The organism is Microbacterium sp. UMB0228, assembly GCF_002871415.1.
Taxonomy (GTDB): Bacteria; Actinomycetota; Actinomycetes; order Actinomycetales; family Microbacteriaceae; genus Microbacterium.
The window spans coordinates 1-25,794 of sequence record NZ_PNFU01000003.1 but is presented as its reverse complement, the minus strand read 5'-3'; the positions used below and the strand labels follow the sequence as shown (position 1 = coordinate 25,794).

The 25,794-nt window shown below is 67.6% G+C and carries 28 protein-coding genes; 10 read left to right on the top strand and 18 right to left on the bottom strand.

The window, feature by feature from the left end; translation table 11 throughout:
- A partial coding sequence (locus CJ226_RS18070; RefSeq protein ID WP_219719875.1) for a hypothetical protein occupies positions 1 to 1,646 on the bottom strand: 1,646 nt, incomplete at its 3' end.
- A gap of 114 nt (positions 1,647 to 1,760) precedes the next feature.
- Here CJ226_RS18070 and CJ226_RS07315 point away from each other — a divergent pair.
- Together CJ226_RS07315 and CJ226_RS07310 are read left to right on the top strand one after the other, a co-directional pair.
- Positions 1,761 to 2,294, top strand: coding sequence for a DUF488 family protein (locus tag CJ226_RS07315; protein ID WP_102209116.1), 534 nt, complete (start codon positions 1,761 to 1,763; stop codon positions 2,292 to 2,294).
- A gap of 121 nt (positions 2,295 to 2,415) precedes the next feature.
- Positions 2,416 to 3,501 (top strand): YihY/virulence factor BrkB family protein, encoded by a 1,086-nt coding sequence (locus CJ226_RS07310; protein ID WP_102208787.1) that lies wholly within the window; start codon positions 2,416 to 2,418, stop codon positions 3,499 to 3,501.
- A 91-nt stretch (positions 3,502 to 3,592) separates the two neighbouring features.
- Here CJ226_RS07310 and CJ226_RS07305 read toward each other — a convergent pair whose 3' ends face one another.
- The 4 genes from CJ226_RS07305 to CJ226_RS07290 form a co-directional block, all read right to left on the bottom strand.
- Complete coding sequence (locus CJ226_RS07305) at positions 3,593 to 4,387, bottom strand: CPBP family intramembrane glutamic endopeptidase (RefSeq protein WP_231868271.1); 795 nt, start codon at positions 4,385 to 4,387, stop codon at positions 3,593 to 3,595.
- A 249-nt stretch (positions 4,388 to 4,636) separates the two neighbouring features.
- Positions 4,637 to 5,314: a response regulator transcription factor gene (locus tag CJ226_RS07300; protein WP_062636784.1), complete on the bottom strand. Its 678-nt coding sequence runs from the start codon at positions 5,312 to 5,314 to the stop codon at positions 4,637 to 4,639.
- A complete protein-coding gene (locus tag CJ226_RS07295) occupies positions 5,311 to 6,417 on the bottom strand; it encodes a sensor histidine kinase (RefSeq protein WP_146008218.1) in 1,107 nt (368 codons plus the stop codon). Before CJ226_RS07295 ends, CJ226_RS07300 begins: the two co-directional genes overlap by 4 nt.
- A gap of 9 nt (positions 6,418 to 6,426) precedes the next feature.
- Positions 6,427 to 7,824 (bottom strand): MFS transporter, encoded by a 1,398-nt coding sequence (locus CJ226_RS07290; protein ID WP_062636780.1) that lies wholly within the window; start codon positions 7,822 to 7,824, stop codon positions 6,427 to 6,429.
- 135 nt (positions 7,825 to 7,959) lie between these two features.
- Here CJ226_RS07290 and CJ226_RS07285 point away from each other — a divergent pair, with 135 nt between their 5' ends.
- The 3 genes from CJ226_RS07285 to CJ226_RS07275 are packed head-to-tail and all read left to right on the top strand — an operon-like array spanning position 7,960 to position 10,291.
- On the top strand, positions 7,960 to 8,676 hold the full coding sequence (locus CJ226_RS07285; protein WP_062636779.1) for a transcriptional regulator: 717 nt from the start codon (positions 7,960 to 7,962) through the stop codon (positions 8,674 to 8,676).
- 59 nt (positions 8,677 to 8,735) lie between these two features.
- Positions 8,736 to 9,284, top strand: a complete 549-nt coding sequence (locus CJ226_RS07280; protein ID WP_257996558.1) for an ABC transporter substrate-binding protein — start codon at positions 8,736 to 8,738, stop codon at positions 9,282 to 9,284.
- Positions 9,281 to 10,291, top strand: a complete 1,011-nt coding sequence (locus CJ226_RS07275; protein WP_102208784.1) for a cation transporter — start codon at positions 9,281 to 9,283, stop codon at positions 10,289 to 10,291. The genes CJ226_RS07280 and CJ226_RS07275 overlap by 4 nt, the downstream gene beginning before the upstream one ends.
- On the opposite strand, the gene CJ226_RS07270 is transcribed toward CJ226_RS07275, so the two are convergent.
- The 4 genes from CJ226_RS07270 to CJ226_RS07255 all read right to left on the bottom strand — a co-directional run bounded on the left by CJ226_RS07270 (position 10,259) and on the right by CJ226_RS07255 (position 14,047).
- A complete protein-coding gene (locus CJ226_RS07270) occupies positions 10,259 to 11,737 on the bottom strand; it encodes a thioester domain-containing protein (RefSeq protein ID WP_102208783.1) in 1,479 nt (492 codons plus the stop codon). The two genes, CJ226_RS07275 and CJ226_RS07270, sit on opposite strands and share 33 nt — an antisense overlap.
- A 304-nt stretch (positions 11,738 to 12,041) precedes the next feature.
- The gene (locus tag CJ226_RS07265; RefSeq protein WP_062636772.1) at positions 12,042 to 12,557 is read right to left on the bottom strand and encodes a hypothetical protein; all 516 of its coding nucleotides are present in this window, start codon (positions 12,555 to 12,557) and stop codon (positions 12,042 to 12,044) included.
- A gap of 13 nt (positions 12,558 to 12,570) precedes the next feature.
- Complete coding sequence (locus CJ226_RS07260; protein WP_102208782.1) at positions 12,571 to 13,425, bottom strand: aminoglycoside phosphotransferase family protein; 855 nt, start codon at positions 13,423 to 13,425, stop codon at positions 12,571 to 12,573.
- A 1-nt stretch (position 13,426) separates the two neighbouring features.
- Positions 13,427 to 14,047 (bottom strand): cyclodeaminase/cyclohydrolase family protein, encoded by a 621-nt coding sequence (locus CJ226_RS07255; RefSeq protein ID WP_102208781.1) that lies wholly within the window; start codon positions 14,045 to 14,047, stop codon positions 13,427 to 13,429.
- A 55-nt stretch (positions 14,048 to 14,102) separates the two neighbouring features.
- Between CJ226_RS07255 and CJ226_RS07250 the strand changes: the two genes are divergently transcribed.
- Entirely contained in the window at positions 14,103 to 14,492 is a 390-nt protein-coding gene (locus tag CJ226_RS07250; protein WP_062636766.1) for a hypothetical protein, read from the top strand.
- 16 nt (positions 14,493 to 14,508) lie between these two features.
- Here CJ226_RS07250 and CJ226_RS18065 read toward each other — a convergent pair whose 3' ends face one another.
- Positions 14,509 to 15,180, bottom strand: a complete 672-nt coding sequence (locus tag CJ226_RS18065) for a hypothetical protein (protein WP_180964561.1) — start codon at positions 15,178 to 15,180, stop codon at positions 14,509 to 14,511.
- Between the two features lie 90 nt (positions 15,181 to 15,270).
- Here CJ226_RS18065 and CJ226_RS18060 point away from each other — a divergent pair, with 90 nt between their 5' ends.
- Together CJ226_RS18060 and CJ226_RS07235 are read left to right on the top strand one after the other, a co-directional pair.
- On the top strand, positions 15,271 to 15,525 hold the full coding sequence (locus CJ226_RS18060; protein WP_062636763.1) for a type II toxin-antitoxin system VapB family antitoxin: 255 nt from the start codon (positions 15,271 to 15,273) through the stop codon (positions 15,523 to 15,525).
- Complete coding sequence (locus CJ226_RS07235) at positions 15,522 to 15,926, top strand: VapC toxin family PIN domain ribonuclease (RefSeq protein WP_102208778.1); 405 nt, start codon at positions 15,522 to 15,524, stop codon at positions 15,924 to 15,926. The genes CJ226_RS18060 and CJ226_RS07235 overlap by 4 nt, the downstream gene beginning before the upstream one ends.
- An 8-nt stretch (positions 15,927 to 15,934) precedes the next feature.
- Here CJ226_RS07235 and CJ226_RS07230 read toward each other — a convergent pair whose 3' ends face one another.
- The 6 genes from CJ226_RS07230 to CJ226_RS07205 form a co-directional block, all read right to left on the bottom strand.
- Positions 15,935 to 17,743 (bottom strand): oleate hydratase, encoded by a 1,809-nt coding sequence (locus CJ226_RS07230; RefSeq protein ID WP_102208777.1) that lies wholly within the window; start codon positions 17,741 to 17,743, stop codon positions 15,935 to 15,937.
- An 89-nt stretch (positions 17,744 to 17,832) separates the two neighbouring features.
- Positions 17,833 to 18,618: an ABC transporter permease gene (locus CJ226_RS07225; RefSeq protein ID WP_180964560.1), complete on the bottom strand. Its 786-nt coding sequence runs from the start codon at positions 18,616 to 18,618 to the stop codon at positions 17,833 to 17,835.
- A 4-nt stretch (positions 18,619 to 18,622) separates the two neighbouring features.
- A complete protein-coding gene (locus CJ226_RS07220; protein ID WP_062636755.1) occupies positions 18,623 to 19,570 on the bottom strand; it encodes an ABC transporter ATP-binding protein in 948 nt (315 codons plus the stop codon).
- Between the two features lie 48 nt (positions 19,571 to 19,618).
- Positions 19,619 to 19,819, bottom strand: coding sequence for a helix-turn-helix transcriptional regulator (locus CJ226_RS07215; protein WP_062636753.1), 201 nt, complete (start codon positions 19,817 to 19,819; stop codon positions 19,619 to 19,621).
- Positions 19,816 to 20,235 carry a hypothetical protein gene (locus tag CJ226_RS07210; RefSeq protein ID WP_062636751.1) on the bottom strand — a complete coding sequence of 140 codons (420 nt, stop codon included), beginning with the start codon at positions 20,233 to 20,235 and terminating at the stop codon, positions 19,816 to 19,818. Before CJ226_RS07210 ends, CJ226_RS07215 begins: the two co-directional genes overlap by 4 nt.
- Positions 20,232 to 21,308, bottom strand: a complete 1,077-nt coding sequence (locus CJ226_RS07205; RefSeq protein WP_180964559.1) for an ABC transporter permease — start codon at positions 21,306 to 21,308, stop codon at positions 20,232 to 20,234. Before CJ226_RS07205 ends, CJ226_RS07210 begins: the two co-directional genes overlap by 4 nt.
- Positions 21,309 to 21,413: 105 nt before the next feature.
- Between CJ226_RS07205 and CJ226_RS07200 the strand changes: the two genes are divergently transcribed.
- Both CJ226_RS07200 and CJ226_RS07195 read left to right on the top strand, forming a co-directional pair.
- Positions 21,414 to 22,739: a YcaO-like family protein gene (locus CJ226_RS07200; protein WP_146008216.1), complete on the top strand. Its 1,326-nt coding sequence runs from the start codon at positions 21,414 to 21,416 to the stop codon at positions 22,737 to 22,739.
- An 8-nt stretch (positions 22,740 to 22,747) separates the two neighbouring features.
- Positions 22,748 to 23,368, top strand: a complete 621-nt coding sequence (locus CJ226_RS07195) for a TOMM precursor leader peptide-binding protein (RefSeq protein WP_102208773.1) — start codon at positions 22,748 to 22,750, stop codon at positions 23,366 to 23,368.
- On the opposite strand, the gene CJ226_RS07190 is transcribed toward CJ226_RS07195, so the two are convergent.
- Together CJ226_RS07190 and CJ226_RS17820 are read right to left on the bottom strand one after the other, a co-directional pair.
- Positions 23,362 to 23,940, bottom strand: coding sequence for a nitroreductase family protein (locus CJ226_RS07190; RefSeq protein WP_146008215.1), 579 nt, complete (start codon positions 23,938 to 23,940; stop codon positions 23,362 to 23,364). The genes CJ226_RS07195 and CJ226_RS07190 overlap by 7 nt on opposite strands.
- Before the next feature lie 70 nt (positions 23,941 to 24,010).
- Complete coding sequence (locus CJ226_RS17820) at positions 24,011 to 25,627, bottom strand: hypothetical protein (RefSeq protein ID WP_146008214.1); 1,617 nt, start codon at positions 25,625 to 25,627, stop codon at positions 24,011 to 24,013.
- Positions 25,628 to 25,794 lie beyond the last annotated feature (167 nt).

Here is a 25,794-nt window from a genome sequence, read left to right as displayed (position 1 = left end):
ACCTGCTTGCGCAGCGTCAGGGTCGACTGAGTCCACCGGTTCGTGACGGTGCAGATCACACTCTCCAGCGGCACGACCTCGACGGTGTCGCCGGAGCCGACGGGGGTGCCCTCGTCATCGACGCAGGACCAGCCCTCGCTCACATAGGAGCCCGCCTCCGGAGCGGTGCTCGCCTCCGACAGGGTGAAGGTCCCCGGAGCCACCGCCGCGAAGCTCACCTTGCCCGAGCCGGAGACGCCGCTGATGACGGTGTCGGCCGATGCCGCGGTGAGCTCCCAGTCCTGCGCGGTGAGGGGACCGCCGCCGGCGTTCACGACGTTCTTCACGAGAGTGAGCTGGCCGACCTCGAGGGTGTTCGTGACCGTGCAGGTCACGTCCGCTCCGGCGCCGATGGTCACGGTGTCGGTCGCCAGGGCTCCGCCCGTGCACGACCATGGCCCGGCCGCGTATCCGGCGGGTCCGTCCGCCTCGGCGAGCGCGTAGTCGCCGACCGGCACCGGGACGCGGGTGACCGCAGCGGATCCGGAGGCACCGGTCACCGTCTCCGGTCCCGCGGCCGTCAGGGTCCAGTCGGACGGCGGCTGGTCGCTGCCCACCACGTTCTTGACGAGGGTGAGCCAACCGCCCGCGAAGGTGTTGGTGATGCGGCAGGTGATGTCGGAGCTCTCCCGCACGTAGAGAAGCGCACCATCGATCCCGCCGTCGCCCGTGGCGTCGACGCAGGTCCACGCACCGCCGCTGTATCCGGCGGGACCGCTCTCGGCGAGCGTGTAGGCGCCGGGGTCGATGGAGGCGTGGTCGACGGCGTCCGAGCCGGAAGGACCGGAGATCCGCTCGGGTCCGCTCGCGCTCAGGACGAAATCCGACGGGGCGGCCAGCGGGTATCCGGTCGCCGCCGGGTCGACGACCTCCTTGACGAGCGTCAGGTGGGGAAGGTCTCCGGTGTTCGTGATCTGGCAGGTCACCGCGCCGCCGAGGGTCATCTCGAACTGATCACCGGCCACGGGAACGGCGGTGACCGCGCCGGTCGTCAGATCCCGCCGCTCGCAGGTCCAGGGCCCCGGCACATAGCTCCCCGGTCCGCCCGATTCGCTCAACGTGTAGGTGCCGATCCGCGCCGGCTGGTTCTGCACCGCAGCGGAGCCTCCCGCCCCCTCGATGGTCGACGGTCCCTGGGCCCGCAGCGTCCACTCCGACGGGGCCGCGCCACCGCCCTGCACGTTCTTGACGAGCGTGAGGCTGCTCCGGATCGCGTTGTTCTGCACCGTGCACGTCATCGACTGGTTCGCGGTGATCGTGATCGTACGCTCCGGCTGCGTCGTCACGTCGCCGTCGCAGTTCCAGGAGAAGAAGGCGTACCCGGCCACGCCGCCGGTCTCGAAGATGCGGTAGGTGCCGGGCGGGATGAGGCGCGACTGCATGCCGTTGAGGCCGTCGCCGGTGAAGGTCTCCCCCGTGGCCACGTTGACCGCGTGCATCGTCCACAGCGTGCGGTCTCCGAGACTGGCCCCCGTATCGAGGTTCTCGATCGCCTTGAAGAGCGAGAGCCTTGCCGTGGGTTCGGCGGCGACGGCGGGAAGAGCACCACCGATGCCGACGACCGCGGCCAGCAGCACGCCCAGAACTCCGAATCGGACTCTTCTCATCGAACGGCCCCCGCCCCGGGTGCGGATCCCCACCCGTCACCTCACCGTAGGTGCGGGGACCGCGGCAGGGCAAGGGTCGTCGGTGGATGGGGACGAGTGGGCTACGGTCGCCTCATGTCTGAGCCGTTCTTCACCATCGGGCACTCCACCCGCACGATCGACGAGTTCCTGGGGCTCGTGCAGGAGAGCCGCGTGGAGAGTGTCGTCGACGTGCGGCGACTCCCCGGCTCGAAGCGGCATCCGCAGTTCGACCAGGACGCGCTGGCCTCCTCCTTGCGCGCCGCAGGGATCGCCTACCGCCGCGCGGAGGGGTTGACGGGTCGCCGCCCGGTGAGCCGGGATGTGCCGTTCGAGACCAACGCCTGGTGGCAGAACCGCAGCTTCCACAACTACGCCGATCACGCCCTGTCGGCGGAATTCGAGCAGGCCCTGGACGACCTCCGCGCCGAGGGTCGCGCGCGGCGCGTCACGGTCATGTGCTCGGAGAGCGTGTGGTGGCGATGCCATCGACGGATCATCGCCGACCACCTCCTCGCGCGGGACGAGGTCGTCCGCCATATCCTCGGCCCCGGGCACGTCGATCCGGCGGAGCTCAGCATCGGCGCCGTGATCGGGGGGAACGGGACCGTCACCTACCCCGCGGGGTGACCGCGAGCTCCCACAGCATCCCCCTCGTTTCGGATTCGCGCAACCCCGGTGCCCGAACACGTCCTCTTCTCGTAGGACTGGAATCCGCGAGCAGTGCTCGCCCCGATGTCGAGGAGGAGCCATGTCGAAGGCAGCCACCCACGGGAGCGGATCCGCGTCCGCTCCACCGCCCGAGCACGACGAGAAGCCGGACAGCCCGACCGATCTGCAGAAGCGGTCGTGGAAGTACGTCCTCGTCAAGAGCGTCCGGGAGTTCTCCGCCGACCAGTGCATGGACGGCGCGGCAGCCCTCACCTACTACGCGGTGCTCTCGATCTTCCCCGCCATGATCGCCGTCTTCTCGCTGCTCGGCGTGTTCGGCCAGGGTGGGGCCGCCGCCGACGCCGTGCTGGGCATAATCGGCGACGTGGCACCGCCGGAGACCGCGAAAGCCCTCCGCGGTCCCATCGAGCAGATCTCCGAGGCCCCCGGCGCTGGGATCGCGCTCGTGTTCGGAATCCTCCTCGCTCTCTGGTCGGCGTCGGGGTATGTCGGAGCGTTCAGCCGGGTGATGAACCGCATCTACGAGATCGAGGAGGGGCGGCCGTTCTGGAAGATGCGTCCCATGCAGCTGCTCGTCACGCTCATCACCGTCGTCTCCCTGACGATCGTCGCCATCGTGCTCGTACTCTCCGGAGATGTGGTGTCGGCGCTGGGCGACGCGATCGGTGCGAGCGAGGGCGTACAGCTCGCGTGGAACATCGCCAAGTGGCCCCTGCTGCTGTTCGTCGTCGTCTTCCTCGTGGCGATGCTCTACTACGCGACCCCGAATGCCAAGCAGCCGAAGTTCCGGTGGATCAGCATGGGTGCCCTCGTCGCGATCGTCGTGCTCGCTATCGCCACCCTCGGCTTCGTGCTCTACGTCACCACCTTCTCCAACTACGAGCGCACCTACGGATCGATGGCGGGCGTCATCGTGTTCCTGCTCTGGCTGTGGATCGCGAACCTCGCCCTCCTGTTCGGCGCCGAGTTCGACGCGGAGCTGGAGCGCGGCCGTCAGCTGCAGGCCGGGATCGCCGCCGAACGCGACATCCAGCTTCCCGCGCGCGACACCCGCCAGAGCGACAAGCGCGCGGAGAAGGAGCGGAAGGACATCGAGGAGGGACGGCGCATCCGCATCGAGAACGACGACGACGAGTCGCCGCAGGACGGAGCACGTCGCCGCTGAACGCCTTTGAGGGACGCGGCAGGAACCGCGTCCCTCGGACTTCACGGAGCGTTGGCGGACATGTGACCGGCAGACGTCGCGAAGCCCTGCGTCATCGCGTCCGCTCGAGCAGGCGAGCGCGGCGGTGAGCCACTCCCAGGAGGACGCCGGTCGCCGCCAGGCACACGAGGACGGAGACGACGCTGCCCTCCGGCCCGAACGCCCCTCCCGTCAGCCAGTCCGGACCGGAGGCCTCTCCGGTGAACAGAGCCTCCCGGGCGGCGGCGCCGGACACCACCGTGCCGAAGACGCCGCCGATCGCGACGTTCCAGCCGAGGTGCAGTCCGATCGACAGCCACAGGGAGCCGGTGAGCAGGTACGCCGCGCCGAGCATGAGCCCCGCTTCGATCGCGACGGCGAGTGCTCCCCAGAGCGATGCGCCGGGATTGACGAGGTGCAGGAGCCCGAAGAGCGTCGCCGATGCGCCCAGCGCCACCACCGTCCCCCAGCGTCCCCGGAGCAGACGGAACACGACGCCGCGGAAGAACACCTCCTCGGAGACCGCGACGGCGCACATCGTCCCCACGACCGCCAGAGCCCCGGCGATCGATCCCCACCCGGTGATCCGATACCCGCCGAACAGGGCGATGATGCATATCGACACGCTCGCCAGCCCCAGGCCCCCGAAGCCGCCCAGCACGAGATGCCTCCGCGCCGACTCCCGCGGGAACTCGTCCACGGTACGTCCTTCGACGTGGCCGCCTGTCCAGACGTACAGGGCGATCGTGCCCGCGGCGAGCGCCGGGCCGACGACGAGGCTGAGCGCGGGGTTCCGCACCGCGGCGGCGGCGGCATTCACGCCGAGCATCACCCCGGCGAACCCCACAATGAGGATCGCCGTGCGCACCCCCCTCCGGTTCCGTATTCTGCGCCCCGTCGCGCTGCTGGGCTGCCGGGGATCCTGCGCCGTCTCGTTCATCGTTCCTCCTCATGGCTGATGCAGGAACGACGCTACGGAGGGCTGAGGGCCGGCGAATCGCCCGATCCAGGACACCTCCGGTCCCTCGCTCGGGGGATGCGGCAGGTCGCTGAGCCGGCTTCCTTCGGTCGCTGAGCCTGCTTCCTTGGGCCGCTGAGCCTGTCGAAGCGAGACGTCTCAGGTGGCCAGACCGAGGCGGTGCGCCAGCACGACCGCCTGCACCCGATCCCGGACCCCGAGCTTCATCAGCACCCGAGACACGTACGTCTTCACGGTCTCCTGGCTGATCACCAGCTGAGCCGCGATCTCGGCATTCGAGCGACCGTCGGCGAGGAGGACCAGCACCTCCCGCTCGCGGACGGTGAGCGCGTCGAACCGATCGTTCTCCTGTCCGGATGGACGGAGACGCTCGCCGTAGCGACCGATGAGCGCCCGCGTCACCGCCGGGGCGATCAACGACTCCCCCGCGGCGACGGTCCGGATGGCCGCCGTCAGCTCGGCCGGCCGCGCATCCTTCAGGAGGAACCCGCTCGCCCCGGCGCGCAGCGCGTCGTACACGAGGGCGTCCATCGTGAAGGTGGTGACCACGAGGACGCGTGCCGGCTCGTCGACGCTGGGCCCGGCGATCCTCCTGGTCGCCTCGATCCCGTCGAGGATCGGCATCCGGATGTCCATCACCACGACGTCCGGGCGCTCTCGAGCGGTGACCCGAACAGCCTCCTCGCCGTTGGCCGCCTGCCCGACCACCACCATGTCCGGCTGGGCATCGAGGATCGTGACGAACCCCGTGCGCACGAGCTCCTGGTCGTCGCACACCACGATGCGGAGGGGTGCCCGCGCGTCCGATGGGATCATCCCGGGATCCGCGCTCTCACCGCGAAGAGATCGCCCTCTGTCACGGCGCGCATCTCGCCACCCAGACTCTCGACCCGCTCGCGCATCCCAATGATCCCTCGCCCTCCGCCCGTCGCGCCCGGAGCCACCCTGTGGCGGCTCGGACTCGTCACCTCGACCAGGATGGCATCCGAGACGTACTCCACGAGGACATCCGCCACGCCGTCTCTGGCATGCTTCCTCGCGTTGGTGATGCTCTCCTGCACGACGCGCACCACGGCGAGACCCGCGGCGCCGTGCAGCACCCGCGGCTCTCCCCGTTCCTCGAGCCGAACCGTCTGACCGGTCGACCGCGCGCGGGCGACGATCTCCGCGACGGTCTGCAGTGCCGGTTCCCGGGAGTCGTCGGCGGTCGCCTCGAGCGCGCCGAGAAGACTCCGCAGGTCGACGAGCGTCGCGCGGCCGCCCTCGGCGATGGAGGAGAGGACGCGGCTCGTCTCCTCGTCGAGGTCAGGCCGGAGCCGGCCCGCCTCGGCCTGGATCACCATCGCGGTCACGTGATGCGTGACCACATCATGCAGTTCCCTCGCGATGCGCGAGCGCTCCGCGGCGATCGCATCCGTCTCCGCCTGGAGCGCCCGCTCTCGGCGAGACGCCCTCTGCGTCCGGAGCCAGGAGCCCCAGAGCCACAGCGCCGCGAGCATCAGCCCGAAGACCACCGCATCCGTGACCGCGAGTCCGCGATCGACCTGAAGCAGCACCACCGCGAAGACCACGTAGCCGGCGAGCACCGCCCCCGCGATCACGCCGCGGTGTCGGGACGCGAGGGCGCCCGCCCCCACCAGGCAGATCAGGAGCCCCAGGGCGGCGACGGTGGTCGGATAGCCGAGAAGCTGATAGCCGGCGAAGGCCGAGAAGCACACGGCGAGCGCGAGTCCCGGCCATCTCCGCAGCAGTGCCACGCTGCCGCCCTGCGCCGCGATCAGGCAGAGGCCTCCCGGATCCAGAGGTCGGTCCGGGAGGCCGGCAAGCTCCAGACCCTGCTGCGCCACTCCCGCCACGAAGGACAGGAAGACCAGGGCGCCGGCGACGACGACGTCCCATCGGGAGCGCAACAGTTGCACGATGACGTTCTATCCCCTCGACGCCTTCTCGACCGCTTCCGCCGAACCGCCGTCCAGCGGGACCTCCGCCGCGGACGACGCCCCCGCCAGCGCGTGCAGACGCCCCGCCCCTTCGACATCGGGGATGATCGACGCCACCAGGGTGGCGATCACGCCGATCACGGCGATGACCGCGGAGTACACGACAACCGGCCAGAAGGCGCCGCCGGCCGCCGCCACCAGAGCCGTGCAGATCAATGGCGCGAGACCGCCGCCGAGGGTGTTGGAGATCTGGTAACCGATGTTCACGCCGGTCGTACGCGCCTCCGGGTCGAACATCTCGGCGAGCATCGTCGCGAGCGTGGCCTGCATCGCGACTCCGAAGACGACGAAGCCCAGGATCTGCCCGAGCCAGATCAGCCACATGTTGCCCGTGCTGAACATCATGAAGGCGGGGTAGACCATCGCCGCGAATCCGAGGCAGCCGATGATGTAGACGGTGCGGCGCCCGATCCGATCGGAGATCGCGCCCCACAGTGGAGCCACCACGATCTGCAGGAGGCCGACCATCATGGTTCCGGCGAATCCCATCCAGGCCGGCAGCTCCTCGTTGGAGACCATGAACGCCAGGCCGTAGGTGAGCACGACGTAACCGGCGATCGACTGCGGGAGACCGATGAGGACGCCCATGATCGCGTTCTTCGGGTGCCGGAACGCCTCGACCAGAGGGTTGACCTTCTTGCCGACCAGGCTGAGCTGCAGTGTCTGCGTCTCGGTGAAGGCGTCCGATTCCTCGAGCTGTCGCCGCAGCAGCACGGCGGCGATGGCGAGGACGATCGAGAGCACGAACGGAATGCGCCAGCCCCACTGCAGGAACCACGAGTCGTCCGTGGCACCCAGTGCCGCCATCAGCCCTCCGGAGAAGACGTTGGCGATCCCGGCGCCGCTGATGAGGAAGGCGCCATAGAGCCCGCGCCTGCCGGTGGGTGCCGCCTCGACCACCATGGTCGCTGCTCCCCCCATCTCTCCGCCGACGAAGAAGCCCTGCAGGAGCCGGCACAGCAGAAGCAGGAGCGGTGCCGCGATCCCGATCGCCTGATCGGACGGGATGAGCCCGATTCCGGTCGTGGCGACGCCCATGCCGACCACCGTGCTCATGAGCACGACCTTGCGCCCGACCCGGTCGCCGACGATCCCCCAGATGATGCCGCCGAGCGGACGGAGGAAGAACCCGACGGCGAACGTCGCGAACGACGACAGCTGCGCGACGACAGGGTCGTTCGAGGAGAAGAACACGGCCGGGAAGACCGCCGCCGCGGCCAGGCCGTACAGGTAGTAGTCGTAGTACTCGATGATGGTGCCGATCGCGCCACCGGCGACCGTCTTGCGCTGCTTCGATGTGAGCCTGCCCCGCGCCGTCGTGATCATCCCAGCCTCCTTGCTCGATGAGTCGGTGCCGAGCCGCGGTCGCCCTCGACCGCCGTCCTCGGCGTCGATAAACTAACAGGGGCAGAGACAATCTGTCCATCAGTCGTATTTTTTGTTCAATTAAGGTGTGTGCCCGTGTCCCCATTCCCGGTCGGCGACGGAGCCGTCCCGTCGCTCCCGCTGTCACCGTCGCGCGAGACCTACGAGAGCGCGGAGGAGGTGCTGCAGCTGTATCGCCCCCTGCTCCCTGCGCTCGCCGCTGCAGCGGGCCCTTCCGTCGAGGTCGTGCTCCACAATCTCGACGGGAACGACGTCGACCTCGGCCACACGATCGTCGCGATCGAGAACGGCCACGTCACGGGCCGAGCCGTTGGCGGCCCCTCCACGTCGCTCGGACTCGACGTCCTTCGGGATCGGCAGAAGAACCACGACGCCTTCGGCTACACGGCCTCCACGAGCGACGGTCGGGAGCTCCGTTGCTCGTCCATCTACTTCCACAACCGCGAGGGCGACATCATCGCCTCCCTCTGCATCAACGTCGACGTCAGCCCGTTGCGCCAGGCTCGCAACCTCCTGGATGCGCTCCTGCCGGCCACCGCGGCCGAGACGACACCGACGGAGCATTTCGGCACCGACCTCGTCTCCGTGATGGATGCGATGATCACGGAGGCGATCCGTGACATCGGCCGGCCGGTCGAGGCGATGTCACGGGACGACAAGATCAGCGTCCTCGAGCGCCTGGACCAGCGAGGCGCGACCCAGATGCGGAAGTCCGTGGAGGCGATCGCGAAGAGGCTCGGCATCTCCCGCGTGACCGCCTACAACTACCTCGAGGAGGCACGCGCGCGCTGAAGTCCGCGACGCGCTGCCCGGGAATTGCTTTCTGCCGGGGCGGGGCTATGGTGAAGACCATGACCCGGCGCGCCGCCTGTGCGGCGCGTCTTTCCTATGCAGGGAGCATCGAAGCCATGTGGAAGCGTCAGCGCCGAAGCGCGTGGGAGAGCATCGCCGGCGGTGCGGCGATCGCCGCCATCCTCGCCGGCTGCACCGCGATCCCCGCCGATGTCGACGGCACCCTCGACCGCGTCGAGGAGGGGGAGGTGCGCGTCGGCATCACCCACAACCCCCCGTGGACCGACACGACCGACCCCTCGGACCCAGCCGGCGAGGAAGTGCGCCTCGTGGAAGAGTTCGCCGAGACCCTCGACGCCACCGTCGTCTGGACCGTCGACAGCGAGGCGAACCTCGCCGAACGGCTGCATGACCATGCCCTCGACCTGGCCATCGGCGGATTCACCGACGACACCCCCTGGGTCGACAAAGCGGCGATGACCGTCCCCTTCGACGACGCGACGACCGCAGGCGAGACGAAGAAGCACGTGATGCTCACGGTTCTGGGGGAGAACCGATTCCTCACGACCCTCGAGACCTTCCTGCTCGAGCGAGGAGGCGCCCGATGAGAAGCCATCCCGCCCTTCCGCCCGCTCAGCGGGACACGCTTCGCCGGGCGATCCGCTTCGAGTGGTACACGCTCGCGTTCCTCGCCGTCGCGATCACCGGCGTCTACCTCGTGATGGGCAACTCCCAGGCGATGAAGGCCGCCTGGATCGAAGACCTGCTCTCCCTCGCGCCACCGATCGCCTTCCTCCTGGCGGTCCGCATCATCGCGAAGCCGGCGACCGCGAAGTACCCGTACGGGTTCTTCCGCTCGGTCGGCGTGGCCCACCTCGTGGCCGGCGTCGCCCTGTTCACCATGGGTGCTTTCCTCCTGGTCGATTCCGTCATCGGGCTGGTGAGCGGGGATCGGCCTCCGATCGGTTCCGTGCAGGTGTTCGGCCACGTGATCTGGTCGGGGTGGCTGATGATGGGCATGATGGCCCTGACCATCCCGCTGCCGATCTACTTCGGTCGCGTCAAGATGCGCCTGGCGAAGGACCTGCACAACAAGGTCCTCTACGCCGATGCGGACATGAACAAGGCCGACTGGATGACCGCGGCCGGATCGATCGTCGGAGTCGGCGGAATCGGCCTCGGGCTGTGGTGGGCGGACGCGGCGGCCGCGACTTTCATCGCGGGCAGTATCCTCTGGGACGGGTGGCGCAACACCCGCGCCGCGATCACCGATCTCATGGACACCCGTGCGACGACGTTCGACGACGAGAAGCCCCACCCCGACTCCCACGCCGTGCTCGACCACCTCCGGACCCTGCCCTGGGTCCGTGATGTCGCCGTGCGGACGCGGGATCAGGGACAGTTCTTCCACGTCGAGGCGTTCGTCGTCCCGGTCGACGATGCCCTGCCCTCCCTCGCCGAGCTCGACCGGGCGCGGCAGGAGTGCCAGGACCTGGATTGGAAGCTCGTCGACGTCGTCCTGGTGCCGGTCCGGGAGCTCGCCGACCATCTGACGCGACGGGACGACGAGGACGCCGCACCCTCAGCGGAGCGTCGCGCGTCGCCGCACACGTAGCAGAGCACCCGCGAGCAGGAGACCCAGCCCGGCCACCGTCAACGCACCGGTCATCGGCGTCGGTCCGGAGGCGGCGAGCCCTTGGCCCTCACCGCTACTCTCGCCGCCACCGTTGCTCGGCGTCTCGACGGGGTCGTACGTGTTGGTCACCGTCACGACGACGGGCTCCGTCGCGGCCGCGTCGACCGTCACCGTCTCCGGTTCGATGGTCTGCGCGGCGAGCGTGACCGCATCGTTGGCGCCGTCCGCGGATTCGCTGACCGTACACGTCGCCCCGTCCGGCAGGCCGGTGAAGACGACGGGATCCGCGCTCGTGGCCCCCGCGGGAATCGTGGCGGAGACGACGACGCCTGCAGCCGGGGCGGGAGTGCAGGCGAGGTCGATGGTGATGGCGTCCTGCAGCCCCGCGCCGTCTCCGGCGATGATCTTCTGCACGCTGATCTCCCCGGACGCGTAAGGGGTGGCGCGCACGCCGGTCCGAAGCGGGAGCGTCGTGGTCTGCGCCAGGACGAGCTTCTGCGCCGCGGGCCTGTCCGACGACTCCGTGTCGTAGAGATACACCGTGCCCTGGGTGAGCGAGGCCTGGGCCGTGATCCGGAATCCATTCACCGGCGCAGCCGGCCCGGTCCACCGCGCCCAGAGCTGCGTGCCGGCAGCGACCGCGGTGCCGACGGGAACGGGCTGGGTTCCCGCCTGATCCAGGAAGACCTCCACGCCCACGGCCGCGTCGAGCGTGCCGCTGGTGGTTCCGGAGACCGTGAAGGGTCCCACGATCGATCCGTCCTCCGGCACCGTGGTGGTGTCGGGGTCGATCGCGAGCGTCGGCAGAGCCGGCTCCGGGAGGCCGCCGCTGTCGAGGGCGGCCTGTACGACGGCGGCCGTCGCATTCCGGATGGTCGCGTTGGTCCCCGTCGCCAGCACGAAGCCGTCGCTGAAGTACCAGATCGCGCTCTGCACCGCGGCGACCTGCTGCGAGAGCGGGAGGCCGGAGAGCGGGTTCGCGGTGTTGAAGGGGAAGTAGTTGTTGAGGATGTAGTTGATGTAGTCGAGGTTGGGCACGTTCGACGCGTCCCACTCCCCGATGTTGTAGCCGGCGCCGATGCCGGTCTCCGTGCTGAAGTCGATGCAGTAGGCCGACGCGGTCGCTCCGGAGACGGGGTCGGCGATGGTGATGAGCTGCGGACTCACGGCCTCCACCGAGGCGCCGGTCGCCGGATACGCGCCGGGAGTCGGCGCCAGGGTCGTGAGCTCACCCGTCACGTTGGTCGGGTACTGCGAGCCGGTGATGGTGACCTGCGTGAAGAAGCCCGCCCGGGGCAGCACGGGGTCGGGATCCCACAGCGCCGATGCCGGCGTCGCGCCGAAGAGCACCATCGCCGCCGCGATGGCCGTCGCCAGAAGTGCCCCTGCTGTTCGAGTGCGCGCGCGCGTGGTCTCCGTGTGCATGGTGTCCCTCGATCTCGCCGATGATCCGAGTGACGGGTTCTCCGACTGCGACAGCCCGCCGTTGGTCACCGACGATAAGCCTGAGCGCCGCGCGATCACAGGGGCGGAGCTGATGATCACCCGGGTGAGTTGAGCCGGTGCGGTCCATCGGAGGAGCGCACTCGCAGCGGAGCGCCCGCCGGGGGAGGGAGGTGAGTGGCAGGCGCTCCGTCGGCCGCAGCGTCACCGTCGAGGCCCCCCAAGCCGGCCCGTGCAGCACGTTCAGGATGAACCATGCGCACGGTCCGCGCAACGGGTGTGTCCGTCAGTGTCCGTGCGCGAGTTGCTGCACGAGCACGACGACGCCGCCGAGCCCGACGAGGATGCCGAGTGCGATGAGCTGCTGCCACCACCTCACCCCGGTCCGGCGGACGGCGACGTACCCGATGAGCCCGAGGATCGCGACGTAGACGATCGATGCGATCGTGAGAGCCGTCCGCAGCTCGATCCAGCCCAGGACGGCCGCGAGGAGGACGAGCAGCGGCACCGCCGCCGAGCCGAGCGCCGTGCCGGTGAGCCGCAGCACATCGCGCAGGTCTGCGCCTCGCGGGAAGCCGCCGTGCGCCGCGAGGTGCGCGACCAGATCGGCGGCGAAGCCCGCCAGCGCGATCGCGACGATGCCGATGAGCAGGGTCACGGCGGCCTGCAGGGCGCCGGTGTGATCGACGTTGGAGTTCTGCACGAGCACGATGGCGAGGCCCGTGAAGGTCGCGTACACCCGCTCCTTGATCGCGGCGCGGTCGTGCTCGGGCCGAGCGGCGTCGGAGTCCGGCGTGCTCATGGGCGGGATGCTATCAAGACAGCCCTGCCGACCGCAGCGCATCGTCGAGCACCGTCGCGGCGGGAGCGATCGCGGGCTTCCCGTCCTCGATGTCCCACAGCGCGTTCTGCAGGAGCCGCGCGGTCGTCCAGCGTGCCGCGCGTGCACGGTCGAGGTGCAGCATCTCGGTGAGGATGTCGAAACGACGCCGCACGATGCGGGCCGCACCCACGGTGCCCGGATCGCGGCTCCAGCCGCTGTCCAGCGCCGGCCACAGATCGAAGCCCGCGTCGCCGACGAGGGGTTCGGGGTCGATAGCCAGCCACGGTTCGCGCTCCGCGCTGAGGACATTCCCGAAGTGCAGATCCCAGTGCAGGAACCGGCTGCCGGGTGTCGCGGCGACGTCCGCGACGAGGCGCCGCCACCGGTCGAACCGCCGCCGATGCTCGCCGGACAGCTGCGTGCCCGCCTCCGTCGCATCGTCCAGCATCTGCGACACCACCGCCTCCAGTCGCGGAAGACCGGGCGGCGGGTCGACGCTGTGCAGGCGTTCGAGGAGGGAGCCGACGATCCGTGTGGCCTCATCGTCATCGTCCATCGCCTCGAGGCTGCGCTCGGCATCGAGCCGCTCCAGGAGCATCGCTCCGCGATCCGGCGCGCTCGCGAGGAGGCGGACGATCCCTCGCCCGTCCCACCGCGCCAGCCCGAGCACTGCCGCATCGACCTCCGGCCCCGGCTGCTGCAGCTTCACCGCGGCGGCGAGGCCGTCCGCCCGCCGGACCGGGACGACGATCCCCGCCTCGCCGGACAGGAGAGGCCCGTCCGGAGAGAGCCCCCAGGCGTCCAGGACCTTGGCGACCCGTGCAGGCAGCGGACTCTCGTGCGCCATGTCAATCCAGGCGCGCGGACAGCTCCGCGGTGATCCGGGAGACCTGGGTCCGCGCCTCCGCCAGTCGCCCGACCTCCTCGTCGAGCCCTGCCTGCATCGCGGCCGACGCGCCGTGCCTGCGAGCGAGCTGCAGATTCGCGCGGAGGTTCAGGGACGCCCCCGCCAGCCCCGCGGCGAGCGCCTCCGTCGCCACCGCGAGGTCCACCGCGACGTGCGGATTCCCGTGGGCGGCGAGCGTGCGCGCCTCATCGACCACGGTGATGCCGATGCGACCGAGTCGCGCGACGGATGCGCCCGCATCGAGGGCGGCGCCTCGCACCGCCTCCTCCCGCTCGGGGTCTTCCGACGCCCGTGCGAGCGCGGCGCCGAGATCCGCCGAGACTACGCCGTCGGCTTCGACCGCCTCCAGAAGCTCCGCGCGCGTGCCGTCGAGACCGCCGGCGATCTCGGTGACGGCATCGTCGTCGCGGGTGTATCCGGCGACCATGCCCATCAGCCCGGTCGCCAGACCAAGCATCACCCCCGCCGCGGCTCCGCCACCTGGCGAGCCGGTGGGCTGGCTGAGCGCGTCCAGCCAGGCGTCCAACGGACGTGATGTCGGGATGTCTGTGGAATCCGTCATGCCGCTCAGACTATTCGCGTGCAGGTGCGAGCCTCGTTCTCTCTACGATGGAGTCGTGCAGCTCGTGGACACCGTCTCCGTCGTCGGCGAGGTGCTGTCCTGGATCGGCCTCGGCGTCGGAGTGCCGTTCCTCATCGGGGCCCTGCTGATCCGGCTCGTCGAGGGGCAGTGGGTCCCCGTCGAGATCGCCGTGATCGATCGGGACGGCCGCCTCATCGCTCGCTGGTTCGCCGGCGGCGACTTCCACGAGCGACCGCTGCGCCGCAGCGAGCCCACGGCCACCACCGATGGATGGCTCGACGGGTTCCACAGCTCGAACGACCCGGCTCGCATCCGGATCGGTGAGCCGCCGCATCTGCGCCGGGTCCTGCGGACTGTCGGGGTCGTCTTCGCCGCGGTCGGTGCCGTCGGCCTGATCGTGTCGTTCCTCCCACTCGTCCTCTGACCCGGCCCGCGGGGCGTCACGCCCTCGACGGGCGCTCCGAGGGCCCTCGACCGAACGAGTCCAGCGCCGCGCGGTACGCGGCGGCGTCGCTCCGCACCTCATCGGTGACCAGGAGCGCGTGCGGTCCGATCTGCCGGACGTACGTCCCCCGGCAGGGCAGCGTCACCACCCTTCCGAGGCCGCGACGCCACGCGTCGGCCAGGGTGGCGACGTCGCGGCGTTCGGGGCTGTCCGCGAGCGTCGTGAGGTGCGTCACGAGATGCGCCTCGGAACCGCGCCGCTCCCACGCGCGGTACGCCGCATCATCGGACACCTCCACCCCGAACGCGTCCCGCGCTGTGGGCCCGACGAGCCGAGTGAGCACCGCCTCCCGCTCATCCGGACTCAGCGTCGTGGCGAAGGCGCGGTCGAGCAGCGCCTGGTCCGGGTCGGTCGCGGCGTGCGCGACCGCGTCGCCCCAGATGCGGGGCCAGACCTCCGTCCAGCGCGCCCGGGTCTCCTCGTCCACGCGCCGGGCGGCCGCCGCCGGCCGGTCGACCAGCGGCGGCGGGAGCGCGTCATCGGCGGGATCCAGCCCGTGCGCCTCGCGGATCCAGAGGAGTTCCAGCAGCGTGTGCGGTCGGTCCTCGACGGTGAGGGTCATGTCGTGCGGCCACGGGTTCCCGGGCATCGGTCTCGTCGAACGCATGCGTCCTCCCTTCCCCCCGTCGGCCGACCGCCGCCGACCGACAGTCTTATATACTGTCTTATACAGAATCGCAGGGAGGAGGGAACGACCATGACCGTCACATCCATCGACATCGACCCCGACGAGTTGAAGCAGGCCAAGAAGCTCGCCGGCACGACCTCCAACCGCGAGACCGTGGATCTCGCCCTGCGCACCCTCATCGCGGTACGTCGCCAGCCCGCCGCCGTCGAGCGCATCATCGGCCGCCGTTTCGAGGCCGAACAGATCGACGCACCGACGGTGGCTCCCGAGCCGATGCCGGAGCGGCGCGAGGGCGCTGGACGGAGCGCGAGCACTCCCCGGTGACCATCTACCTCGTCGACAACAGCATCTGGCAGAAGGCAGGGAGAAGCGCCGCGATCGCCGACCGCCTCCGTTCCCTCTCGCCGAACCACCTCCTCATCACCTGCCCGCCGCAGGTGCTCGAGTACTGCCACTCGGCCCGTGACGCGGAGGAGTACGCCGCTCTGCGGGAAGACATGGAGGAGCTGCTCCCCGCCTGGGAGCATCCCCACGAGCAGGTCGCCCTGGACATCCAGCAGGCGCTCTGGACCAACGGATTCCTGCGAGCCGCGGCCGCCTTCGACTGCCTGATCGCGGCGTACGCCGTCGCCAACGACGCCGTGATCCTCAACTCTGACCACGACTTCGGATACATCGAGCTGGCGACGGCGGGCCGAGTCCGCCAGGAGTACGTCGCCGCCTGAGCGCATGCTCACGCGATCGCGTCGTCGTCCCGACGGCGCGGCACCGTCGCGCCGTGCGCGGGGATGAGCCCGAAGTCCGTCAGCAGCTCTCCCATCTGCGTGTTGTCGAGCTTGTCGAGGAGGCGACCCTGGAGGAAGTTCGGGCCGGGGATGTGGACGGCCTCGCCGTCGCGCAGCCGCGCGGTGGCCTTGAGGAGGTAGCGGATGTCGTAGGTCGAGTTGAAGACCTCCGGCACGCCGCGTTCCACGTCGAGCAGCTGATACGTGGCCTCCATCGCCGTGCGCACGGAGTACTCGGTGGTGAAGATCGTGTCGCGCGTCGTTTCGGCGAACTGTCCGAGGAAGGCGAAGTTGACGCTTCCCTCCGGGACCACCTGCGGACGGTCGCCGGCCCGGCGCGGCATGAAGAAGGAGGTCACGTACGGCATCATCACCGGGACCGTCTTGGCCGCCGACGCGGCGAGTTCGGCGATGCCCTCCACCGGGACGCCGAGGTGGTAGAGCCACTCCTGCGCGATCTCCTCGCCCGTGCACTCCTGCATCGGCTTCTTGACGAAGTCGCCCGGCGTCTCGACGAAGAGTCCGTACACCCAGACCACGATCTCGTTCGGCTTCTGCGCCTTGAAGTGCGGTTGCCGGTTCACCGTCCAGCTCATCAGCCAGGCCGAGTCCTTGGCGGTGACGATCCCGCCGGTGACGACCTTGCCGCTGAAGGGGTCGCGCTTGCAGATCTTCTCGATGTACTTCGGGATGCGCTCGTCGACGGTGGTGACGGTGGCGGACTCCCACTTCGTCTTGTCGATGTCGCTGCAGAACACCTCCGGTCGCCCGAACGCGGGCGACTTCGCGGCGATACGCTTCCAGAGATCCCAGGCGGGCGCCGGGCCGGTCTTCAGCTCCGGAGCGGTGTGCTGGTCGCCGTTGCCGGAGTTCTCGGTCAACGACCCGATCGTCGCCAGACACAGGTCGTCCGGACCGAGGTCGACGCCGCCGGGCTCGCCGTCGGCGATCCAGTCGATGCGCGTCGCCTGGATGCGACCGTCCTCGATGTCGAACTGGATGTCGGTCACGGTGTGATGGAACCGGAACTGCACGCCGTGGTCGTCGAGGAATTTCCGCATCGGCAGCACGAGCGACTCGTACTGGTTGTACTTCGTGAACTTCAACGCGGACAGGTCGGGCAGCCCGCCGATGTGGTGCATGAAGCGGTGCAGATACAGCTTCATCTCCAGCGCCGAGTGCCACTCCTCGAACGCGAACATGGTCCGCCAGTACAGCCAGAAGTTGCTGCCGAGGAAGTCGTCGCCGAACACCTCGTCGATCCGCTTGCCCTCCATCTCCTCGCGCGTGGCGAGGATGACGGCGACGATTTCCTTCTGCGCCTTCTCCGAGAGGGTGAAGAGCTTGTCCGTATGCGCGTCCTGCCCCTGCTTCTCGGTCACCCGGCACAGGGAGACGTTGGGGTCGTCCTTGTTGAGCCAGTAGAACTCGTCGAGGACGCTGGCACCCTCGATCTCCAACGACGGGATGGAGCGGAACATGTCCCACAGGCACTCCATGTGGTCTTCCAGCTCCCGGCCGCCGCGGATGACGAACCCCTTCTCGGGGTACTTGATCCCGTCCAGCGCGCCGCCGGGCAGCCCCAGCTCCTCGAGGATCGTGATCCGCTCCCCCGCGACCTGCCCGTCGCGGATCATGAAGATCGCGGCCGCCATCGCGGCGAGACCGCCGCCGACCAGCCAGACCGTCTTGTCGTCGGCCCCCTCCGGCTTCCGAGGTCGTGCGAATGCTTCGTAGTTCCCATTGCTGCGGTACATCTGTCCCACCCTCCGATTGGTTCGACACCGATGCGCACAGTCCAGCCGAAACCGATGCGGAAAGGAAGGGGTTCCTCCGCCGACCGCATCTACGCCGACGTGGTCGCGCTGTTACGGTCGCGTTCCGCTCCCCAGTCGAAGAGGAAAGTCGCGAGGGACCCGACGACCATCGCCACCGCAAGGAGACCAGCCCACGCGACGGGGAGGGCGAGTACGGGTTCTCGACCTGAGCTGATCGCGTTGAGGGCCTGCATGAACCACGTGCTGGGCAGCGATTGCGAGATGGCATCCACCCAGTCGGGCAGCGCGTTCAGTGGCAGCGCCAGTCCGGATGTGGCGAGGACGACGACCGGCGCGATGAGGCTGATCTGCATGACCAGATCGACATTCTTGCCCCGTGCACCGAGCAACAACCCGAACGCCAGGAACATGACAGCGCCACACACGAGGGTGATCGCCGCCTCGAGAAGCCGCGCGACGGAATCGATGCCCGTCACGGCCATCAGGATCAGGACGACGGCAGCTTCCACGGCGGCGATCGCACCTCGAACGGGAAGCTGCCCCAGGAGGAAAGACGATCGCTTCAGCGGAGTGGTGCCGAGAAGACGCAACGTACCCCGATCACGATAGGTGACGAGCGGCACCGAGGTTCCGACGAATGCCAACGCCATGAAACCGATCGCGGGGACAATGCCGATGTTCGAACGGAGGAAGGAAGCGCCGCTCAACTCCGATCCGAGGAAGGCGTCCAGCAACAGCAGGATGACGATGAGCGACAGGAACATGAAGACGATGACACCGGCGGTGAAACCCGAACGCACGAGTTCTCGGAAACTCGCCGCCGAGACCTGCCCAGTGGAGGAGCGCGTCGCCATCCGACTACGCCGCCCCCTCGGCAGAGGCGTCATCCGCTGAAGCTTCGCTCAGCTCGAGGAACAGATCCTCCAAGGTGCCCCGCTTGATATCGAAGTTCCTCGCGCTGAAGCCCGGGACGAAGGTGATCTTGCGAATGAGGTCGTCCGGCGCCGCCGTGCGCGTACGAACGCGACGCCCACGTCCCGTGACCTCTACCTCGTAGTCGATCACCCCAGGGAGGCCGTCCAGCGCCGCCAGGTCGGCGTGCCCGTCCACGTCGAAGGACACCACCGTTTCGGCCTCGCGAGCGAGGATCAGCGCTTCCGGCGTATCGAGGGCGACGAGCTTCCCGGAGACGAGTATCCCCACCCGGTCGCAGAGCTCCGTGGCTTCGTCCATATGGTGCGTGGAGAGGAGCACCGTCACCCCCCGTGCCGACAAGGCTCGGATTGTGGCCCAGAGCGCCTGACGGGCCGAGGGGTCGAGCCCCGCCGAAGGCTCGTCGAGAATGACGACTTCCGGATCCCCGACGAGCGCCACCCCGAGCAGGAGCCGGCGAAGCTGGCCACCGGACAGATCCTTGACCCGAGTGCGGGCCTGCTCGTCGAGGCCGACCGACTTTCGGATCGCTGTCGGTTCGGCTCCCGCAGCGTAGAAGGACCGGAAGAGAGTGAGCGTCTCGTCGACGGAGAGACTCTGGAAGAGGCTCGCCGATTGCGGCTGGATAGCGACCCGCTCGGCGAATGCTCGCCTGTCGCGATTGGGAGTCATTCCCAGTACCTCGACTGACCCCCTGCTAGGGCTGCGGAGCCCGACAAGGCACTCGATCGTCGTCGTCTTCCCGGCTCCGTTCGGCCCCAGCAAGCCGAAAACCTCACCGGGACGGACGGCGAAGGAGATGCCCCGTACTACCTCCTTATCCCCGTAGCGCTTCTCCAGGTTCTGTACAGAAATCGCTTCCGCTTGCTGCATGGTGGTCTGACTTTCTGTGCGAGGGGTTTGTGTACGGTCCTGCCGCGGTCAGGGTTGCTGCTCGGAGAAGAAGATCTGCTCGATCGGCAGCCCGAACACGGCGGCGATCCGAAAGGCAAGCGGCAGCGAGGGATCGTACTTCCCCACCTCCAGCGCGTTCACCGTCTGCCGCGACGTACCCAGCAGGTCGGCGAGCTGCGCTTGCGTGAGCCGACGCTCGCCCCTGAGCTCCTTCAATCTGTTCCTCATCGTCTCGTCGTCACCACTCCGGCGATGCACCAGGTCATCAAGCCTGCAGACAGGATCAGCCATTCCGAGGCCGCGACCTGTGCTCCGACGAGCGAAGCGAGCCCGAACCCGAAGGCGGTGAGCGTGGTCGCCGCGAAGCTCACCGAGAACGTCACGAGCAGCGCACGCTTCTCGTACTCGGCAGCGCGTCGAAGGTGACGCCAGACCGCCACCACGACCCATCCGGCGCCCCCCATCGCCACCACCGCCGCGACTGTCTGGAGGACAGCGTCCGACGTCTCGCTCGGCGCCTGCATGAGCACTGCCAGGCTTCCCAGCATCAGTGCCAAACCGGGGATCATCTCGAGGAGGTAGCGGCGACTCGCCTTCCGCTCGTGCGCGGAGAACCGGGAATCGTCGACATCGCGTCGGTTCATCGCTTCGTTCCGATCGTGCCGCGACGCACGGGCTCTCTGTCCCAGGAGAACAGCCGTGCAGCGAGGACGAAGGCGACCGCACCGCATACGGCCATGAGCACCCAGAGCGCCGAGAGCGGCAAATCGGGCTCGATCCCCGCGAGGTCGGCTCCCAGCGCTTGAATCATCCACGTCGTCGGGATCACGTTGAACAGCACTTGGAGTGGCCCTGGGATGATCTCGGACGGAAGGATTCCGCCGCCGAGGCCGACGAGCAGCATCGTGAGCGTCACAGCCAACTGCTGCATGTTCGCGGCATTCCGGGCTCGCGAACCCAGCAAGAAAGCGAGGGGAAACAGCATCACCAGGCTCAGCAGCATGGATATCGAAAGCCGCCAGAGCATCCCCGGCTCCACGTAGTGGCGTGTCGCGGCGATGACGAGGACCACACCGAACTCCACCAGGGCGAAGCAGAGCCTGGCGGGAATCAATGACAGCACGAGAGTGTCGTTTCGGAGGGGAGTCGTCCCGAGCAGACGCAGCGTTCCCCGCTCGCGCATGGAGACGAGGGGGACCGCGGTGCCGACGAACGCGATGGCCATGAGCCCCAGGCCGAGCGCAGGAGCCAGGTTCGCTTGGAGGATGTCGGCCTTCCACACGCCTTCCGAATCCACGACCGTGATGTCCATGATCTCGACACCCGCACCCCGAACCGCTTGCCAGACGCCCTGCCAGGCAGGGGTCTCGTCAGCGGACACCACCATCGTGACTTTCCCCTCGGCCTCCTGCACAAGGATGTTCGCTGCGCTCGGATCGTCGACCAGGTCGATACCGCGCTCGGAGAGAGCGGAGTCGATGCGACCGGCCAATCCGGCGTCGGAGCCGTCCACCACGACTCGAGGGGACCCGCTACCCGCCAACATCAGACTGAGTGCCCAGATGACCAGCAGGAAGAAGCCGAACAGGAACAGTGTCGCGAACCCGGCCTGAAGAGTCCGGCTGAGGTCCTTGGTGTCAGCGGCGACGAGCTGCCGAAAAGGCGATGGGCGGGGACTGCCGGCCGTCGCGATCCGCTTCCCGGCGTCGTTCGTCATACCCATCCCCTATCAAGTGTCCTTGACATTGAAACTAGGATCAATCGACACCCCAAGTCAAGTGTGGTTGACTTGCGCCATGTCACACGGGACGAGCTGGCAGTCGTGAAAACGGAAGACTTCGCCCTGTCCGAGTCGCTGCTCGGGGTTGAGAAGCTGATCTCCAGCGAGGGCGGGCTCGTGAGCCACGTCGCCGAGATCTCGGATGACGGCGCGGAGACGCGGATCTTCGTCACCAACATGGGCCGACTCGAATACATGCATTCGAACATCCGGAAGACTGGCCCGAACGACACGGGGGCAGAACTAGGGGGGACCGGCGGATCCGACAACCCACGACATGCGCGGGCCGTCGCTGTCGTGGAATCCATCGAGAGGTACTCGAGCTGCGTTCCTCCCGGCGACCTCCCGTTCGCGAGTTTCCACGAGCTCGGCGCGCAGGCTATGGATGTGCAGACTCTGCCGAGGTGCTCGGATGCGGAGCTGGCGGTTCCCGGGACTGTCGCCAGAAGGTTCGATCCGGACGAGAAGATCCGATGGACGACGGCGCGTTCGCTCACCGATGGGCGCGAGGTCCTCGTCCCTGCCACGCTGGTGTGGCTGCACCTTCCTCCAACGAGCGCGAGCGAGCGCGCATGGATGCAGGTATCGACGGGCTGCGCTGCCCATTCCACCGTGTCCGCTGCACTCGTCGCTGCGATCAGTGAAGTCATCGAACGCGACGCCATCGCACTGACGTGGCTACAGAAGCTTCCCCTGCCGCCGCTGGTTCTCGACGGTAACGATGAACGCCTTGATCGCGTTCGCGATGAGATTCGGAAGACAGGAAGGGAGTATAGGTTCTTCGACGCGACCACCGACCTTGGGGTGCCGACGGTCTACTGTGTCGATACCGACCCGAATGACACCGAAATGATGAACCTTGTCGTCGCCTCGACGGAGCTCGACCCCGTCGTCGCCGTCTCGAAGATCGTCAGAGAGTCACGCTCATCCAGGGTCGCTCTGCGCAACGCGCCCCCGCCACCATCGGAAGACGGAGATATCACCAGTGTGTTCCATGGTGCACAGCGCATGGGGCACGCAGATCTTGACCACGTCTTCGACTTCCTCAAGGTGCCGCCTCGTTCGGCCAGAAGACTGTCCGACCTCCACGTGCCAGCCGGTTCCACTTCTAACGAGCACCTGTCGTGGCTGTTGAAGCGTCTGGATAGTGCAGGGTACTCCGTCTTCGCAGTGAACATCACCACCCGCGAAGCCGAAGAAGCAGGGATCCATGTCGTCCGGGTCATCATCCCGGAGCTCATGCCGGTATCTTTCGTGCACCAGGCCCGGTACCTGGCGCACCCTCGCCTCTATTCGGCGCCCACCGCCATGGGATACTCAACCCGCGACGAGACCGCGCTGAATCACTATCCGCAGCCATTTGCATAGGAGGCACGGTGAAAGGTCTGCACCTCGTGACATCCTCCCCCTTCGGTAGAGATGTCGTAAAGGCACTCGTCAGCGACGACGGCGACGACCAGCTCGATGACCTGGGGATACTTGCGGATCCAAGTCGCTGGCCACGCAGCCGCGCGCAGGTCGTTCTCACGGACAGGGAAGAGCCAGAAGCGTTCGAGCTGTGTGACATGGTCGCCAACGGCCTGGCGCGACCGTGGCTGCCGGTAGTCCTCGAGAGCCGCTCGATCCGGGTCGGGCCGTTCGTCGGCCCAGGAACAGCTTGCTATCAGTGTTTTCTCAAGCGGCAGCATCAGCACGGCCGCCGAACGGACGTCGACACGCTTCTGGAAGCGCACAGGGCGCAGCCTCGCTCGGTCGCATACCTGCCTGCGCACGCGACGCAAGCGGCCCTTCTGATCCGCTCACTTCTAGATGCGAACCTCGGCGCGCAAGCCCAGCATCAACTGGATCTCGTGCGAATCGGTCTATCCGAGGCCTCTTTGTCGCGCGGCACTGTGATCGCGGTCGAAGGATGCGTGAGATGCGGCAGATCGCGAAGCTACCGCGATACCTCATTCTTCGCCGAGGAGCTATCACCTCAGATCGCTGGTCGCTACTGACGGTCAGTCGATAGCGGTGACCCCACCGCCAGGGCCAGCAGTTGCAACCGGTCATAGCCGTTGGCAATACCGAGCTGTGCGAGCGCTGAGGGCAGGAACCCGGCAAAGATGCTGCCGGAGAGTCCCGCTGCTACGGCACTGAGCCAAACCGCCTCAAGACCGGACCCCGCCCTGGACAAGAGTCGCCGATGAGCGTGGGCATTCGAGTGCTCCGTGGCAAACGATCCCATGGCGACCAGAATTGCGGCCGATTCTGCGAACTCGGGCTGGAGCACGACGTCCCGCAGCGAGACCGAATCCATCAAGGCACGACGAGCGAGGCTCCCGCCAGTCGTCTCATAGACAGCAGGCTCGATGCCATGTACTCGTCGGGCGAAGACGAGGAGCGAGAGAGGGTGGGCTCCAGCTTCGTGCGGATAGAGTGCCGCGTCGACATCGAAGAACAATCGACGAGCGTCCTGGACCCACGTTTCATGGATGTCAGCAGAGCCGAAGAAGCGGTGAGCCCGACGGCCTGGCATAGCGGAGACCAGCCTGCGGACGTCGGGTAGATCGTGAGTGGTCGTCTCCACGCTGCGCTCCGAGGACAACTTCGCATCCGCGCGCGCCTGCTCCCTCAGCCGAACAAGCACCTCCATCGGGTCAGACATTGCGCCCCAACTCGATGACGGCTGTGACAGCCTGATCCCGGTAGTTCAAACCATACTTCCGGTCCAGTTCGTCTTCATCCCAATGCGGCAGTAACCGGACGTCCACGTCGTAAATCTTGCCGAGAATGGCGACGTGGAGTGTCGCCACACCCGCGTCGAGGCAGACCACACGGTACGCGAAGGTCTTGTACTTCGCCGCGACGCGAGTGAGCTCCCCCGTCAGCACGAGCTGAACCCCCTTCACGTCATCACGTGCATGCGAAGACCCCAAGCGGTACAGCGAGTGCTCGGGAGGATAGTACGCATAGAGGCCGTCTGGCACAGTATCGACGCCTGCGATGTGAATATAGGCCTGCGGTGAACCGAGATTGCCCCCTGTCGGAGCCCAGCGCGGTAGTTTCGCATCCGGTGCCATCTGATGTGCCTGAACACCGAAAGCTCCGCCGAGTATCTCTGCGAGCGTCTCGAGCGAGAGCCCTCTGACGTTCAGCTCACCGAGGCTGCCGGGAAGGTCCGGAAGTTTGATTGCCGCGGAACGTGGACCGAACTTCCGGAACTCGAGAGTCAGCCGCGCGGAGGCATCCTCGTAGTGAGCCTGGTGTCGCCGCGGGTCGTTGAGGTGTTGTGGCGGGAATGCTACGGATTCCTCATACTCGTATGCCGGAAATTGAGCGACTCCGGCCGCGCCACCACCGCAAACCGCACAGGATACTTTGGGGCTGACCACTTCCGATCGAGAAGTGAACGATCCAAGATCGACGATCAGTCTGCTGGCATTGGTGGCTGAGCGGCCTACCCGCCCTAGGAGGTTCACCGTCTCGAGTGACAGCATCGCAACCATCATGGCTGCGGTCGAATCGGAACCGGAGTTCGAGACGGGGAGAGATTCTGTCGTGCTGCACGCCATACACGCCCCGAAGTCCGGCCAGGCGACCGGTCCCATCATGAACGTCTGGTCGATAATACGCACAGGAAGCACAGGGACACCGCGGGTTCGTAGACGATGGGCATGATCGGCGAGGCTCGATCCGGCATAAGAAGTAGGGTCGACGATCAGCAAGTCCAAGCCGTTCACGTCGTCGAACGAGCTGACCAGACGACTTGCGAGAGACTGCTCGGAGAGGCTCTCAACAATCATCCGAGCTGACGGGATACTCGCGGAGATCCCCACGCGGACCGAATCCCGCCTTCGGACGGCGGCCAGAACATTCGCATTGACGCGAGTAGCGTCAGCCGTGCGAGCGAGATACCTGTTCGCAGGCGTGTCCTCGAACGGCTGAGGTCCGTCGTCGAGAACGCCCGTCATGTACAACATGCTCAACATCTCGATGACCTGTTCCTCCGTGAGGCCTGTCTCATCCGCCAGCTGGCTCCATGACCTCGTGCCATCGATGAGGGCTGCGGCTGGAGCAACCGCCTGAGTGATGGCGGGTCCGGACAGCACACGACGGGACTGGGTCGCCTCTACGACGAGTTTGTCGTCCACGAAAGCGAAGGGAACGGCTGGGTTCAGGTTCGGCAGCGCCGGGACCCGAAACTGAGGATCGTTCGCCGTCGAGGCAGCGAGCGCAGCTGGAGTGACCAAGGAACCCTTGCGTGATGTCGCCATTCGTGTCCTTCTCTCAGCTTTCACCGGCCTGGCTCCGTCTCTTGCGCTCGGACAAGGTGGCATATCCATGCTTCGTCAGTTCCGTGTATTCCGACGGCCGCGTCCGTTTGAGTGGTGGTCTTTCGCTTCGTTGCGATGATCAGCTGTCGTTAGTTTAGGCGGCGGTG

What these genes read in the sequence shown, in the direction of transcription:
- CJ226_RS07255 (WP_102208781.1), bottom strand. Translation starts at nt 14,047, where the DNA reads ATGACGGATTCCACAGACATCCCGACATCACGTCCGTTGGACGCCTGG.
- CJ226_RS18060 (WP_062636763.1), top strand. Translation starts at nt 15,271, where the DNA reads ATGACCGTCACATCCATCGACATCGACCCCGACGAGTTGAAGCAGGCC.
- CJ226_RS07205 (WP_180964559.1), bottom strand. Translation starts at nt 21,308, where the DNA reads ATGACGAACGACGCCGGGAAGCGGATCGCGACGGCCGGCAGTCCCCGC.
- CJ226_RS07230 (WP_102208777.1), bottom strand. Translation starts at nt 17,743, where the DNA reads ATGTACCGCAGCAATGGGAACTACGAAGCATTCGCACGACCTCGGAAG.
- CJ226_RS07290 (WP_062636780.1), bottom strand. Translation starts at nt 7,824, where the DNA reads ATGATCACGACGGCGCGGGGCAGGCTCACATCGAAGCAGCGCAAGACG.
- CJ226_RS07270 (WP_102208783.1), bottom strand. Translation starts at nt 11,737, where the DNA reads ATGCACACGGAGACCACGCGCGCGCGCACTCGAACAGCAGGGGCACTT.
- CJ226_RS07210 (WP_062636751.1), bottom strand. Translation starts at nt 20,235, where the DNA reads ATGAACCGACGCGATGTCGACGATTCCCGGTTCTCCGCGCACGAGCGG.
- CJ226_RS07275 (WP_102208784.1), top strand. Translation starts at nt 9,281, where the DNA reads ATGAGAAGCCATCCCGCCCTTCCGCCCGCTCAGCGGGACACGCTTCGC.
- CJ226_RS18065 (WP_180964561.1), bottom strand. Translation starts at nt 15,180, where the DNA reads ATGCGTTCGACGAGACCGATGCCCGGGAACCCGTGGCCGCACGACATG.
- CJ226_RS07265 (WP_062636772.1), bottom strand. Translation starts at nt 12,557, where the DNA reads ATGAGCACGCCGGACTCCGACGCCGCTCGGCCCGAGCACGACCGCGCC.
- CJ226_RS07300 (WP_062636784.1), bottom strand. Translation starts at nt 5,314, where the DNA reads ATGATCCCATCGGACGCGCGGGCACCCCTCCGCATCGTGGTGTGCGAC.
- CJ226_RS07215 (WP_062636753.1), bottom strand. Translation starts at nt 19,819, where the DNA reads ATGAGGAACAGATTGAAGGAGCTCAGGGGCGAGCGTCGGCTCACGCAA.
- CJ226_RS07225 (WP_180964560.1), bottom strand. Translation starts at nt 18,618, where the DNA reads ATGGCGACGCGCTCCTCCACTGGGCAGGTCTCGGCGGCGAGTTTCCGA.
- CJ226_RS07220 (WP_062636755.1), bottom strand. Translation starts at nt 19,570, where the DNA reads ATGCAGCAAGCGGAAGCGATTTCTGTACAGAACCTGGAGAAGCGCTAC.
- CJ226_RS07315 (WP_102209116.1), top strand. Translation starts at nt 1,761, where the DNA reads ATGTCTGAGCCGTTCTTCACCATCGGGCACTCCACCCGCACGATCGAC.
- CJ226_RS07260 (WP_102208782.1), bottom strand. Translation starts at nt 13,425, where the DNA reads ATGGCGCACGAGAGTCCGCTGCCTGCACGGGTCGCCAAGGTCCTGGAC.
- CJ226_RS17820 (WP_146008214.1), bottom strand. Translation starts at nt 25,627, where the DNA reads ATGGCGACATCACGCAAGGGTTCCTTGGTCACTCCAGCTGCGCTCGCT.
- CJ226_RS07280 (WP_257996558.1), top strand. Translation starts at nt 8,736, where the DNA reads ATGACCCGGCGCGCCGCCTGTGCGGCGCGTCTTTCCTATGCAGGGAGC.
- CJ226_RS07310 (WP_102208787.1), top strand. Translation starts at nt 2,416, where the DNA reads ATGTCGAAGGCAGCCACCCACGGGAGCGGATCCGCGTCCGCTCCACCG.